General features: G+C 59.1%; 11 protein-coding genes. 8 read left to right on the top strand and 3 right to left on the bottom strand.

What is annotated here, in order from left to right; translation table 11 throughout:
* Positions 1-210 precede the first annotated feature (210 nt).
* The 3 genes from DWX63_RS06115 to DWX63_RS06105 all read left to right on the top strand — a co-directional run bounded on the left by DWX63_RS06115 (position 211) and on the right by DWX63_RS06105 (position 3100).
* Positions 211-987, top strand: a complete 777-nt coding sequence (locus tag DWX63_RS06115; protein WP_117843128.1) for a radical SAM protein — start codon at positions 211-213, stop codon at positions 985-987.
* Positions 988-1147: 160 nt separating this feature from the next.
* Positions 1148-2035: a type I methionyl aminopeptidase gene (map, locus tag DWX63_RS06110; RefSeq protein WP_055252493.1), complete on the top strand. Its 888-nt coding sequence runs from the start codon at positions 1148-1150 to the stop codon at positions 2033-2035.
* Positions 2036-2164: 129 nt separating this feature from the next.
* Positions 2165-3100, top strand: coding sequence for a D-2-hydroxyacid dehydrogenase (locus DWX63_RS06105; RefSeq protein ID WP_117843127.1), 936 nt, complete (start codon positions 2165-2167; stop codon positions 3098-3100).
* Positions 3101-3353: 253 nt separating this feature from the next.
* Here DWX63_RS06105 and DWX63_RS06100 read toward each other — a convergent pair whose 3' ends face one another.
* On the bottom strand, positions 3354-4739 hold the full coding sequence (locus DWX63_RS06100) for a M18 family aminopeptidase (RefSeq protein WP_199411121.1): 1386 nt from the start codon (positions 4737-4739) through the stop codon (positions 3354-3356).
* Positions 4740-4900: 161 nt separating this feature from the next.
* Here DWX63_RS06100 and DWX63_RS06095 point away from each other — a divergent pair, with 161 nt between their 5' ends.
* From DWX63_RS06095 to DWX63_RS06080, 4 genes are all read left to right on the top strand, one after another.
* The gene (locus DWX63_RS06095; RefSeq protein ID WP_117843126.1) at positions 4901-5986 is read left to right on the top strand and encodes a carcinine hydrolase/isopenicillin-N N-acyltransferase family protein; all 1086 of its coding nucleotides are present in this window, start codon (positions 4901-4903) and stop codon (positions 5984-5986) included.
* Positions 5987-6126: 140 nt separating this feature from the next.
* Positions 6127-7206 (top strand): 6-phosphofructokinase, encoded by a 1080-nt coding sequence (locus tag DWX63_RS06090; protein ID WP_117843125.1) that lies wholly within the window; start codon positions 6127-6129, stop codon positions 7204-7206.
* Positions 7207-7639: 433 nt separating this feature from the next.
* The gene (locus DWX63_RS06085; RefSeq protein ID WP_117843124.1) at positions 7640-8569 is read left to right on the top strand and encodes a helix-turn-helix domain-containing protein; all 930 of its coding nucleotides are present in this window, start codon (positions 7640-7642) and stop codon (positions 8567-8569) included.
* Positions 8570-9017: 448 nt separating this feature from the next.
* Positions 9018-9338: a multidrug transporter gene (locus DWX63_RS06080; protein ID WP_117800899.1), complete on the top strand. Its 321-nt coding sequence runs from the start codon at positions 9018-9020 to the stop codon at positions 9336-9338.
* A gap of 116 nt (positions 9339-9454) precedes the next feature.
* Here the strand turns inward: DWX63_RS06080 and DWX63_RS06075 are convergent, their stop codons facing one another.
* Positions 9455-12220 (bottom strand): ABC transporter permease, encoded by a 2766-nt coding sequence (locus DWX63_RS06075; RefSeq protein WP_233514486.1) that lies wholly within the window; start codon positions 12218-12220, stop codon positions 9455-9457.
* 5 nt (positions 12221-12225) lie between these two features.
* Positions 12226-12927, bottom strand: coding sequence for an ABC transporter ATP-binding protein (locus tag DWX63_RS06070; protein ID WP_117629924.1), 702 nt, complete (start codon positions 12925-12927; stop codon positions 12226-12228).
* Between the two features lie 271 nt (positions 12928-13198).
* Here DWX63_RS06070 and DWX63_RS06065 point away from each other — a divergent pair, with 271 nt between their 5' ends.
* The gene (locus DWX63_RS06065; RefSeq protein ID WP_117756864.1) at positions 13199-13837 is read left to right on the top strand and encodes a GyrI-like domain-containing protein; all 639 of its coding nucleotides are present in this window, start codon (positions 13199-13201) and stop codon (positions 13835-13837) included.
* Positions 13838-13871 lie beyond the last annotated feature (34 nt).

Genomic DNA, 13871 nt, shown 5'->3' with positions numbered 1-13871 from the left:
TCAATGCCCATCCAGTTGCCCGTCAGCACGGTTGGATAGACCCGCATTGCTTTACGCTTTGTTAACAGATTAACTGTACCCGACCTGAGGCTTTTCATGGCACGGCATAATGAGCGACGTGCAAAAACGAAACTTGTAAAGCAAGAGCCCGCACCTTGCTTCGGAGCCGATGCTATGCTTAGGCACAATTGTCTTGAGGAGCATATGTCTATGTCTACGTTTTTGAATGCCAGCCCCATCTTTGGGCCCGTTCGCAGCCGTCGCCTTGGTCTCTCGCTCGGCGTCAACATGATGCCGGCCAGCGGCAAAATCTGCACGTTCGACTGCATTTACTGCGAAAACGGCCTCAACGCCGAGCGCCCCTGCCACGAGCCGTATAACACGGCTGCCGTGGTGCTCGACACGCTCGAGGCAAAGCTGCGCGAGATGGCAGCCGAGGGCGAGCTCCCCGATGTGATCACCTTCGCAGGCAACGGCGAGCCCACCGCCGCGCCGGAGTTTCCGCAGGCCATCGCCGGTGCCGTCGCGCTTCGCGACCAGCTGGCCCCAAACACCAAGATTGCCGTGCTCTCCAACGGCACGCGCGCCGACCGTCCCCAGGTACACGATGCGCTCATGATGGTCAACGACAACATTCTTAAGCTCGATACCGTCGACCCGGCGTTTATCCAGCTGCTCGACCAGCCTGTCGGCCCCTACGACGTCGAGCACCAGATCGAGACGTTCGCAAGCTTTGACGGTCACGTTATTATCCAGACGATCTTTTTGACCGGCGAGTATCAGGGCAAGCTCATCGACAACACCGGCGAGGAGTACGTTGCCCCCTGGCTCGCGGCGCTTGAGCGCATTCGCCCGCAAGAAGCGACCATCTACACGGTGGCGCGCGAGACACCGGTCGCCGGCCTTGCCAAAGCGGCGCCCGAGGTGCTCGACAAGATTGCCGCGCGCGTGCGCGCCCTCGGCATCCCCTGCCAGGTGAGCTACTAGCAAAACCACGCAGCAGCTAGTGCCCGCCATCCCGCCCCATCAGTTGCGGTGATATAGTTCCTATTTGTGCTGTTAAACCGCTTAAATCGGAACTATATCACCGCAACTTTTATGGACGCCTGGGTGGACTATACTAGCTGCGAATGAAAGGAAGTTAGCCATGTTTGACAACGGACCCGTGCCCGGCCGCAACGATGCTTGCTGGTGCGGCAGCGGCAAAAAATATAAGAAATGCCATAGCGCCTTCGACGAGCGCCTCGAGCGCCTGTGGGAAGAGGGCTGGGAGGTTCTGCCCCGCACACTCTACAAAACGCCCGCCGATATCGAAGGCATTAAGCGTTCGGCCGCCATCAACGTGGGCGTGCTCGACTACGTGGGCGAGCACATCGCCGCGGGCATGACCACCAACCAGATCGACCAGATGATCTACGACTACACCATCGAGCACGGTGGCACGCCGGCCGACCTCAACTATGAGGGCTATCCCAAGAGCGTATGCACCTCGATCAACGATGTGGTCTGTCACGGCATCCCCTGCGATACGGACGTGCTGCACGAGGGCGATATCATCAACGTGGACTGCTCCACGATTCTGGACGGCTACTTTAGCGATTCGAGCCGCATGTTCTGCATCGGCGAGGTCTCGGCCGAGCGCCAGCGCCTGGTCGACGTGACCCGCGCCAGCGTGGAAGCGGGCCTGGCCGCCGTCAAGCCGTGGCTGCCGCTCTCTGTTATGGCCGAGGCTGTGCAAAAGACGGTAGAGGACGCCGGCTTTAGCGTGGTGCGCGAGTACGGCGGACACGGCATTGGCAAGGAGTTCCACGAGGACCCGTTTGTGGGCTTTACCACCGAGGCGCCCGACGTGGACACCATCATGGCCCCGGGCATGGTCTTTACCATCGAGCCCATGGTCAACGCCGGAGCGCCCGACATCAAGATTAGCAAGGGTGACGGTTGGTGTGTGCGCACCAAGGACGGTAGCGATTCGGCCCAGTGCGAGGTACAGCTCGTGGTGACCGAGGACGGCTACGAGTTGCTGAGCTGGTAGCCGCACGGACGCCGGATGCATGGACTTGCAACCGTCCATGCATCCGGCGTTTCGTTTGAACGTTTTGCCTGATAAAACCTGCCAAAATAAACCTGTCCCTTTTTGGCAGGTTGAACGGAGAGGACTGCTGTGAACATCTTGGTTTTGTTGCCCGTCAACGACCGCCATCGAGCGATCCTCGAGTCGAGCGCTCCGGGCGAGGACTTTATCTACACGAGCGCCGGCGCTGTCACGCACGAGCAAGTCGCTGACGCCGACGTGATTCTGGGCAACGTTGACCCCGCCATGCTCCCCGCATGCGAGCACCTTCAACTGCTGCAACTGCAGACCGCGGGCTATGACGACTACCTTGCCGCCGGCACCGTGCCGGCTGAAGCCAAGCTGTCTTGCTCAATCGGCGCCTACGGTCAGGCCGTGAGCGAGCACATGTTTGCCATGGTCCTTTCCATGATGAAGCGCCTGCCCGGCTACCACGACTTGCAGCGCGAGCATCGCTGGGAGGACTTGGGCCCGGTCACCTCGCTCAAAAATGCCAATGTGCTGGTGCTGGGCGCGGGCGACATTGGCGGTCACTTCGCCACGCTCTGCCGCAACATGGGCGCGCACGTCCGCGGCATCAAGCGTCATCCGCTCGTCTACCCCATTGTATTTGAGGACATGGACGGCATGGACGCCCTGTCCGAGCGCCTGGCCGAGGCTGATATCGTCGCATCCTTTATGCCCAGCACGCCCGAGACCCGCGGTCTTGCGAATGCCGAGTTCTTCGCCGCGATGAAGCCGGGTGCCTTCTTTGCCAACGGCGGCCGCGGTGACCTTGTGGTTGCCGACGACCTGGTTGCAGCACTCGAGTCCGGACACCTTGCCGGCGCCGCGGTCGATGTCACCGACCCCGAGCCGCTGCCCGCGGCAAGCCCCCTGTGGGATGCGCCCAACATGCTCATCACGCCGCATGTCTCCGGCTGGTTCCACCTAGAGGCCACGCTCAATAACGTGGTCGACATCGCCGCGGAGAATCTGCGTCACCTGCAGGCAGGCGAGACCCTGCGCTGCTGGATCGAGCATTAGGGTTCCGCCGTTCTTACGAACGGCGGACCGGCCGACGCTGCGCGACGTCCAGAACGACAATTTGTCATTCAAAAGGCGAGGCATGACCAGAAGGTCAATGCCTCGCCTTTTTTCATGCCAACTTGTTCGCTCTGGACGTCGCTCGCTGACGTTTGCTCGACCAGCGGTGTCTTAACAATTCCGTCCAGCTGTTGGCATTGCGGCATTTGCCCAGATAAAACCTGCCAAAATTAACATCCCTTTTTGGCAGGTTTTAGAGCTCCACGCTTTCGGCGCCGTTGATGGTTAGGTTTCGCTCGTAGAAGGCGGTGAGGGCGCGGATGGCGTACATCACGTCGCGTACGCCGCCGGTCTCGTAGCTCGAGTGCATAGCCAACTGCGGCAGGCCCACGTCCACGGCATGCATGCTCGCCTGCATGTTCGACAGGTTGCCGAGCGTGGAGCCACCCGCCATATCGCTCTTGTTTGCGAAGGCCTGCGTGGGTACGTCAGCGTCATCGCAGATGGCCTGGAACACCGCGCGACTAAAGGCATCGGTGCAGTAGTGCTGGTTGGCGGCCTCCTTGATGACGATGCCGCCGTTGAGCACAACCTGGTTGCGCGCATCGCACTTCTCGGCGTGGTTGGGGTGCACGGCATGCGCGTTGTCGCAGCTCACGAGCATCGAGGCGGCAAGCGCACGGTGATACGACTCGTCATCGAAGCCCAGCGACCCGTTGATGCGGCGCAGCGCGTCGGCCAAGAACGTCGACATGGCGCCCTGCTTGGTCTCGGAGCCAACCTCCTCGTTATCAAAGCAGCAGAAGACCGAGATGTCGTGCGCATTCTCGGCACCCAAAAATGCCTGCAGCGAGGTGTAGGCGCAGGCCAGGTCATCGAGCTTGGGCGTCGAGATAAACTCGTCGGCCCAGCCCCAAATGCGCGCATCCTGACGATTGACCAGGAACAGGTCGCGACCCAGGATCTGCTCAGGCTCAACGTCCAGCTCTTCGGCGATCAGGGCATCGAAGTCACCCTGTTTGAGTTCGCCGGCGCTGATGAGCGGGCACAGGTCGACGGCTCGATTGGGAGCAAAGCCCTCGTTAACGCCGCGGTTCATGTGGATGGCAAGGCTCGGAATGATAGCGACCTCGCGCTCGGTGGCGAGCAGGCGGCTCTCAATACGGTCGCCCTCGCGCACCAGCACGCGGCCCGCGAGTGCCAGCGGGCGATCGAACCAGGTGTAGTCGATCATGCCGCCGTAGGCCTCGGTGTTCAGGCGCAGCGTCTCGCCCGCGCCGTCGAGCTCGGGCACGGCCTTGACCTTAAACGTCGGCGAATCGCTGTGTGACGCCGTCAGCTGAAAATGATAGTCACCGGCAACGCCGTCCTCGCCCCATGTCGCGGCCAGGTCCTCGCCCACCTTAAAGGCAACGACGCTCGAGGTGTTGCGCTGCGTGTAATAACGCCCGCCCGGTTCGATATCCCACGCCGCATTCTCGGGCAGGTAGGTAAAGCCCGCCTCGTCGAGCTCGGCCATAATGGTCGCCGCCGTATGGAACATGCTGGGGCACGCCTCGATAAAGTCGATGAGGTCGTTGGCGGCCTCGATATCGTCGGCCGTCACGTGCGCGCGCTCGGGCGTTTCCTGATCCGTCATGCTCTCCCCTTTCGCTGGGTTGATGGTCCCCTCCAGCATACCCCGCCGCGCCAGTGCCGTGCCTTTCATTCCATGTTTAATCCCGCGCCGCTCGCCAAGTTAAGCCATCATGTCCGCGCTCCTTTTGCGACAATTACGCTAACAGGACGAAAGGAGCCGTCATGAAGCCACGTAACATTGCCATCGCCTGCGGTGTCGCGGGAGTCGCCGTCGGCCTTGCTGCTGCCACCGGTATCGTTTATCACAAACAAATCAAGTCCGCCGCGTCACTCAAACGCTTGACCGGCAACGCGGATGGCTATGACCTGTACGCAATCGACATCGCCTACGACTACGATCTTGATCGCATCATCGCCGCTGGCGTGCGCGACGACCAGGCCTACATCGATGCCGTGGTGGCGCAGGTGCTGCCCGGTGTGCCGGCACATGTCCAGGCGCCCCAGTTTGCCTGCAGCGCTTTTGTCGCCGTAGATGCCGAAGGCCGCGTGCGCACCGGTCGCAATTACGACTTTAAGGACGACACCTCGGCGCTGCTGGTGCGCAATCACCCACGCGGCGGCTATGCCTCCATCGGGTTTGCCGCCCTTAACAACCTGGGCGATAACACTCCGCTTGACTCCGTCGCCGGACGCGCCGCGGCGTTGATGGGCCCGTTTGCCCAGCTCGACGGTGTTAACGAATGCGGCGTGTCCATTGCCGTACTCACCCTGGATTCCAAGCCCTGTGACCAGGACACGCAGCGCCCCGTCATCAACACTTCGCTCGCCATCCGCCTGGTGCTCGACCGCGCGGCTACCACGCAGGAGGCCGTCGACCTGCTTTCTGCCTACGACATGCACGCCATGGCCGGACGCGACTACCACTTCTTTATCAACGACGCCGCCGGTGACGCGCGCGTAGTAGAGTGGGATCCGCGCGATCCGGACCGCGCTTTCAAAGCGACTCCTGTACGCCAGGTTACGAACTTCTACGCCTGCTATGGCGACGAAGTGCTTCCCAACCAAAAGAACGGTGAGCTGGGCCATGGCAAGGAACGCGCCATCGCTATCGCCGATGTCCTCGACGCCCATGTCGGTGCCCAAGACGAGGCAGTCGCTTGGAAGGCCCTGCGCGCTGCGGCGCAAGAGCCCAATCCGGAAGACATCACCAGCAACACGCAGTGGTCGGTCGTCTTTGACAACACCGAGCCCGCTGCCGCCATCACGCTGCGCCGCCACTGGGACGACGTCGACGCTTTCGCGCTGTAGGGAGCCAGGCCCGTCGACCTTACGCTCGCCTGACGTTGTTTACATTTCTATACGCTTGAGCTAACACGTTTTACCCCCGTATCAACAGTGTGCGGGGGTAAACTTATGCGCATGTTATAACTTGCCCGGAAGGATTCATCATGCTTAGAATCGGTCTTCTTACCAGTGGCGGCGACTGCCAGGCGCTCAACGCCACTATGCGCGGCATCGTCAAAACACTCATGACCAATAGCGAAGAGCCTATCGAGATCTACGGTTTTGAGGACGGCTACCAGGGCCTTATCTACAGCCGTTTTCGCGTGATGACGCCGGCAGACTTTAGCGGCATCCTCACCCGCGGCGGCACCATCCTGGGCACGAGCCGCACGCCGTTCAAGCGCCTGGATGTTCCCGAGGCCGATGGCGTCGAGAAGGTGCCGGCGATGGTCCACACCTGTCACAAGCTGCAGCTCGACTGCCTGTTTATGCTGGGCGGCAACGGCTCCACCAAGACTGCCAACCGCCTGCGCGAAGAGGGCCTCAACGTTATCGCCCTGCCCAAGACCATCGATAACGACACCTGGGGCACCGAGATGACGTTTGGCTTTACGAGCGCCATCGACGTCGCCACCAAGTGCATCGACGACATCCACACCACCGCCTCGAGCCACGGTCGCGTGTTTGTCATCGAGATCATGGGCCACAAGGTCGGTTGGATTCCGCTGTATGCCGGCGTCGCGGGCGGCGCGGATGTTATCCTGATCCCCGAGATCCCCTACGACATGGATAACGTCATCAAGACCATCGAGCATCGCATGGAGACCGGCAGCCGCTTTACGATCGTGGCCGTCGCCGAGGGCGCCATCTCCAAGGAGGACGCGGCGCTGTCCAAGAAGGAGTACAAGAAGAAGCTTGCCGAGCGCACGAGCCCGTCGATCGTCTACGACATCGCCAAGGAAATCGAGGCCAAGACCGGTCGCGAGACCCGCGTCGCCATCCCCGGCCACACGCAGCGCGGCGGTCAGCCCGACGCCCAGGACCGCATCTTTGCGACCCAGTGCGGCGTCGAGGCAGCGCTTGGCTGCCTGCGCGGCGAGTTTGGCTACATGATTGCCCTGCGTGACGGCAAGATGTGCCACATGCCGCTCGAGGAGGTCGCCGGCAAGCTCAAGCATGTCAACCCCCAGAGCGATCTGGTACGCGAGGCCAAGGCGTTGGGCATCAGCTTCGGCGACGAATAGCCTCGGCTGGAATCCACCCCATCGGGCCCTCCGACCCCGCCCGACGTATTTCGATTTGGCTCCTCCCTTGACTCCGTCAAAGGTCGCCAATCGAAATCGTCGGGCGGGGTCGGAGGGCCCTGCGTTTACATACTCGCCGGGGCTATTCGTCTTCTTGCTGCGGGTGCCTGGTCTGAAATTAAGTTGCGGTGAAATAGTTCCCGCTTAGCCCGCAAATGGCTGAATCTAGAAACTATTCCACCGTAACTTACTGAGTGGGGACTCTTGGCTGCTACTTGCACTGACATTTGTCCTAAAATGGCTGGTCGTTAGGGATTGCTACCGGTAGTTGCGGTAGGGTTGGGGCAGATTCTAACTAGAAATGGTGGTCGCTACCGGTTGTTCTCGGCATACTCGGCTCATTCGATTCGACCATCAAACGAAAGGAACCACCATGGATCTTGCGATGGCGCAGCGGCTCGTTGATCGCCGCAAGGCTGCCGGGCTTTCTCAGGAGGCGCTTGCCGCCCAGCTGGGTGTGAGTCGTCAGGCTGTCAGTAAATGGGAGCGCAGCGAATCTTCGCCCGATACCGATAACCTTATTGCGCTCGCCGCGCTGTATGGCGTGTCGCTGGATGAGCTGCTGTATGGGGAGGCGGTGGATAGCACTGATGACTCGCAGACTGATGATGAGGCACGGAACAGCAACGCCGGCACCAAAGCTTCAGATGAGGCTGAGGCTTCTGCTGAGCACGCTGATTGCAGCGATAAGCCACTTGTCGATATTTCCCTCGCGCGCGGCATCCACGTTATTGATCCCAACAAAGGCGAAGAGGTCCATGTTGGTTGGAATGGCATCCATGTGGCTAACGAGCGCAAGGGTGAAGAGGTCCATGTGGGGCCAGACGGATTGTATATCGATACGCTTGAGGACGATGGACATAGCATGCATACCAATGACGATGGCACCGTCACCATCGACGGCGAGACGTTTTCCAGCTGGAAGGAGGCGCACGACAAGCTCGACCATCATGGCAAGCATTTCCACACCAAGGTCGGACGTGCATGGAACAAATTCCCCTTCCCCGCACTTGTCGCTCTCGCCTATCTGGTGCTCGGCATTGTCTACAGCACATGGGCTACGGGCCTCTTCCTCGTCTTTTTGATTCCCGTCTATTACGCGCTTGGCGACTTTATCGATCAACGCCGCTTATCTAAGCTGATCGATGTCGTCTATTCAGTCAGTGCCGAGGCATGGTTCCTCTACATGTGGCTCTGCCTGGGGCAACCCCATCCCGCCTGGGTAATACTCATCACCATCCCGGTCGTAAAAGCACTCATGCGTTGGTGCCGTAAACAATGGAAGTGCCGCAAACAGGCCTAAACCACCCCAACCAGCCAGCGCCACTCATCCGACACCGCCTGCCCCTTCCAAGTTGCGGTGAGATAGGGACTGTTTTGAAGCTCCAAAGCGCCAAACAGTCCGTATATCACCGCAACTTACAAACAACTGGGTCAGTTCCGGCACGGAGATTAGCATTGAGCTGACCGCGCGCCAAGAAAAGGGCCTATTTACTACGTTTAACTCGAGAGGGCCGACCATACCCGCCTTTTCCGAAAATTGGCAAGCCCTCTACCTGCGGTTTTAATTTCATAATCTTTGTCACGGTCGAGGGTGTGGTAGCAAACGTAGTAGATAGGCCCATTTTGTGGCATACGACCCATACAAGCCCAATCTCGAAGGCTAAAGAGAGCCTCTCATCCACGCCTGTGAGCGAAAACCAAATAGAATGAAAGGCAAATGGAAAGCCCGTTTGACGAGCGGAGGACATATGCGCGACGTAGCCGAAAGCGACTGGAAGCTATTTAAGAAAATGCTTCCTCAATGGCAAGAACGTTATATGGAAAAGCTCATCGCCCAGTACGTTGAGATGCTGAACGGCGACAGCGAAGCGTCCAGTAGATTTTGGACACTAGAAGAGCGCCTCAATAGAGACAAGCTGTCCTCAGGCGTAATTGCAAACGACATTCGCCGCAGCACAATGCACCGCGAGATAGCCAATTTGCTTATCGACAGCGTGATCACCCTTGACGACCTTGACGGTTTTACCGAGGACATTAAGAGCTATGCGCAACACTGGATTGGCCAGTAAGAGCACTGAACGACAGACATCCCCAGCAAAACGGGGCGAACGCCGGGCCACCTAATGGTTGTCCGGCGTTCGCCCAGATAAAACCTGCCAAAATAAACCTGTCCCTTTTTGGCAGGTTACTCGGCGCTCTTGAGGGCGCCGACCATGTCGATCTTGTTGAGGGTACGGTTGGTGGCGAGGTTGACGATGATCGTAAAGCCAAAGGAAAGCACCACGGCAAGCGCGTAGCTCAGCGGCTCGACTTCGACGTCAAAGTACAGCGACGGCATCTGCAGGATGTACGTAAAGCTCTCGGCAAGCAGGCCACCCAGCGGCACGCCCAGCGCGGCGCCAATCGCCGTGAGGATCAGCGTCTCCTTGTTAACGTAGTGGTGTACCTCACCACGACGGAAGCCCAGCACCTTGATAGTCGCCAGCTCGCGTTCGCGCTCCGAGATGTTGGTGTTAGACAACGTGAATACCACCACAAACGACAGGCACGCCGCCATAAAGGTCACAAGCACCACGACCGAATTGATAATCGTAAAGTTTGCCTCATAGTTTTCCCAATGCTCGGCGGTACTCGACAGCGTAATCCAACCATCGCTCTTAAGACGGTTGGTAAACGCAATCTGATCGGCCGACGAACCCTTAAGCAGCGCAAGGATGCCGTTGAGGCGCGCGCTTCGACCGAATGCGCGCTCATAGGTGCTCTGCGTCATGTAAAGCGTGTTGCCCAGATAGTTGAGCGAAATGTCGCTGACCTTGACCTTGGCAACATTGAGCGACGAATCCTGGACGTGTGCCGTATCGCCCGGCTTGATCCCCAGCACCAGCTGAGAGCTCTTGCTCAAATACACATCTCCGCCACGCAGGGCGAGCAGTTCTTTGGACTCGTCCTCGAGACACACGTAGTCGTCCAGGTCGTTCGCGCGGTCATCGGGCACCACGATCAGTTGCACGGTCTCGCTCTTGCCGCCAAATGTAAAGGTGACGTTGTCGGTCATAATCGGCAGCGTCGAAGTCACGGTCACGTCGGAATCCTTGGCTGCGCTTCGCTCGTCGAGCGCCGCGCACGTCTGCGAAAAATCGTCGGGATTGGCGACCGCCAGCAGGTCGTAGCGCGTGATATGCCCGTACTGCTTGGGCGAAAGCGCCACCGACGTATCGCGGATGCCCATACCGCAGATCACGAGCGCCGTGCAGCCAGCGATACCGAAGATGGTCATAAAGGCGCGCTTTTTGTAGCGGAACAGGTTGCGTGCAGCGACCTTGTTCAAAAAGCCCATGCGGTGCCAGATAAAGCCAATGCGCTCGAGCAGAATGCGCGAGCCGGCGCGCGGAGCCTTGGGACGCATGAGCGAGGCAGGGGTCTCGGCCATCTCGTGGCGGCAGGCGATAATCGTGGCTCCCACCACGCCCACGGCAAACAGCGCCACCGAAACGATCGAGGACACGATGTCGTACGAAAGCAGCATCTGGGGCAGCGAGTACATGTCGTCGAACACCGTAAACAAGAACAGCGGCAGACCCACAAATCCGATGATATTGCCGAGCACGCCACCGATCAGACACGCCCACAGCGAGTAGTCCACATATTTGGACAGGATGCGCCCGCGTGAATAGCCGAGCGCCTTGTACAGGCCAATAAGCGTGCGCTCCTCCTCGACCATGCGGGTGGCGGTGGTGAGACTGATAAGCACGGCGACGATAAAGAAGATGAACGGGAACACCGTGGCGATGGCCTCGATCGAAGAACTATCGCTCTCGACGCTCGAGTAGCTTGCGATATTGCCGCGGTCCTGGATGTACCAGGTGCATTCGCCCAGGTCAGAGAGCTCGGCGCGGGCATCGGCAAACTGCTGGTCGGCGGCGGCACGGCGCTGGTCCAGGTCGGCTTGCGCCTGCGCACGCTCGTCGCTGCCCTCGGCCATGCGATTGATGTTGTCCTGCTCGATCCCAAAGACCATATTCGCCTGACGCTCAGCTGCGTCCAAGCTCGCCGGTGTGTCGACCGTCAGCTCCTGGGCGCGCGCCTTCTCACGCTCCTCGCGGATCTTCTCGATATTGCCCTTGACCTCATTGATCTTTGCCGAGTAGGCATCCGAATAGGAGTTGAGGCTCTTGGCTCCCTCGACGACCACGTGGACAGCGGAGTAGGAAGAAGATGTCGCGGCATCCTCGCTCACGTAGAACTTGTAGTCCGCAGTCGAAGCAGCGCGAAAGGCGTTGACTGTCGAGTCGGAGCTCACGTCGGTAGGATCGAGAACCTCGGCCGTGATGGTGTAGTCCCCATCGGCAAACTGGTCCTTGGCGCTTTGGTTCGACGAGCTCGCATCGTTGGCGGCAAAGCTCACCGTATCGCCGATTTTCTTGCCCGAAGCCTTCAAAAAACGTGAGGTCACTGCCACTTCGCCCGAAGTCTCGGGCAGCTCGCCGCGCACTAGCACCGGTTGGTCAATATTCTCTTTGGAGAGGCTCTGTACGACGACACGCTCGCGCGTCGTACCCACGGCGGTATAGGCGGTCTCGGTATAGATGCCCTCGGCCGTCTCGACGCCATCGACCTCTTGGATCGCGGCAATATCGTCACCGGTCAGACCATAGGTCGACTGCACGTTGATGTCATAGACATTCTGCTGGTCAAAATAGGCGTCGACCGAATCACACAGGTCCTCGCAGCCCGCCTTAAGGCCGCACATCACGCTCACGCCAAGCGCGGTGATCACAACGATAGACAGGAAGCGTTTGAGGCTGCCGCGAATCGTGCGGTAGATGCCACGGCGAAAAACCGTCGGCACCATATCGTTTGAGCTTTGGGCGGTACGGTAGGTCGTAAAATCCTGCTCGCGCTCCGTGTTCTGCGCGTCGCGGCGTTGACTGTTTTGGCGGTCCTGATTCATGGGCGCTACCACTCGATCGTCTCGATAGGCACAGGATTTTGCTGGATCGTCTCGCTCTCCACGCGGCCGCTCTTAAAGCGGATCAGGCGATCGGCCATGGGCGCCAGCGCAGAGTTGTGGGTGATGATGATGACCGTAATGCCTTGCTTGCGGCAAGTGTCCTGTAGCAGCTGCAAGATCTGCTTGCCGGTTTTGTAGTCGAGTGCACCCGTAGGCTCGTCGCACAAAAGCAGCTTGGGGTTCTTAGCCAGCGCGCGGGCGATGGATACGCGCTGCTGCTCGCCGCCCGAAAGCTGCGCCGGAAAGTTAGCGAGGCGGTCGCCCAGGCCAACCTGGCGAAGCGTTTGCTCGGCATCGAGCGAATCGGGGCAGATCTGCGCCGCGAGTTCGACGTTCTCAAGCGCCGTCAGGTTAGGGACCAGATTGTAGAACTGAAAGACAAAGCCAACATCGGCGCGACGGTATTCCACAAGCTGAGCCTCGTTGGCAGAGCTCACGTCACGCCCGTCCACCGTCACGGTGCCAGAAGTTGCCGTGTCCATGCCGCCCAGAATGTTGAGGGCCGTGGTCTTGCCGGCACCCGAAGCACCCAAAATGATGGCGAGCTCGCCGCGCTCGACCGTAAAGCTCGCGCCGTCGAGCGCGTGGATGCGGGCATCGCCCTCGCCGTATGCCTTGATGACGTCTTTGAATTCGATATAGGCCATCGATTAATTCCCATCTGGTCGGATAACTCTTTAGTATTACCCATTTCCCACCTACCAAAAAGGGACAGGTTTATTTTGGCAGGTTTTATATGGGGAAACGGCAGCTATAGATAGGGCGCCGGGGAGGCCGAGAAATCATCAACGGGGTCAGGCCGACCGCCAAACACAACGCACGCATCTCAATCTGTCAGCCAAATCATTCGAACAGCTGTTCGTTTCTATGATATGATTCAACTATCTAAGCAGGCCAATACGCAGAAAGGCGGCCAACATGGCGTTCGACTTTAAGAAGGAATGCAAGGAGCTCTACAAACCTGCAAGCAAGCCGAGCATCGTAACAGTCCCGCCTATGAGCTACGTTGCCGTTCGCGGAAAGGGCGACCCAAATACCGAAGGTGGCGAGTATCAAAACGCCCTGCCGCTACTTTACGGCATCGCCTATACCGTCAAGATGTCGAAGAAAGGCTCAAGGAGTATCGAGGGCTATTTCGACTTTGTGGTACCGCCGCTCGAGGGTTTCTGGTGGCAAGAGTCCCCGAGCGGCGACATCGATTATGTACACAAGGACAATTTCAACTTTATCTCGTGCATCCGCCTGCCTGATTTCGTCACCCGAGATGACTTTGACTGGGCAGTCGCGGAAGCCACGACCAAAAAGAAACTGGACTTTTCCGCCGTCGAACTGCTTAAAGTTGACGAGGGTCTCTGCGTTCAATGCATGCACACCGGGCCCTACGACAACGAACCGGCGACCGTAGACGCTATGCATGAATACACGACCGAGCTGGGCTATGTTCCCGACTTCTCAGACACCCGTTTACATCACGAAATCTATCTCTCCGATCCACGCAAATGCGCACCGGAGAAACTTAAGACCGTGGTTCGTCATCCTATCAAGCGCGCTGAATAGCGTGGGGCGTCATTTCACGCGCTAGGTTTTAAGC

Origin of the sequence: Collinsella sp. AF20-14LB (assembly GCF_003459505.1) — a bacterium.
Taxonomy (GTDB): Bacteria; Actinomycetota; Coriobacteriia; order Coriobacteriales; family Coriobacteriaceae; genus Collinsella.
Note: the sequence above shows the minus strand (reverse complement) of the source record. Positions and strands in the feature narration are given on the sequence as shown.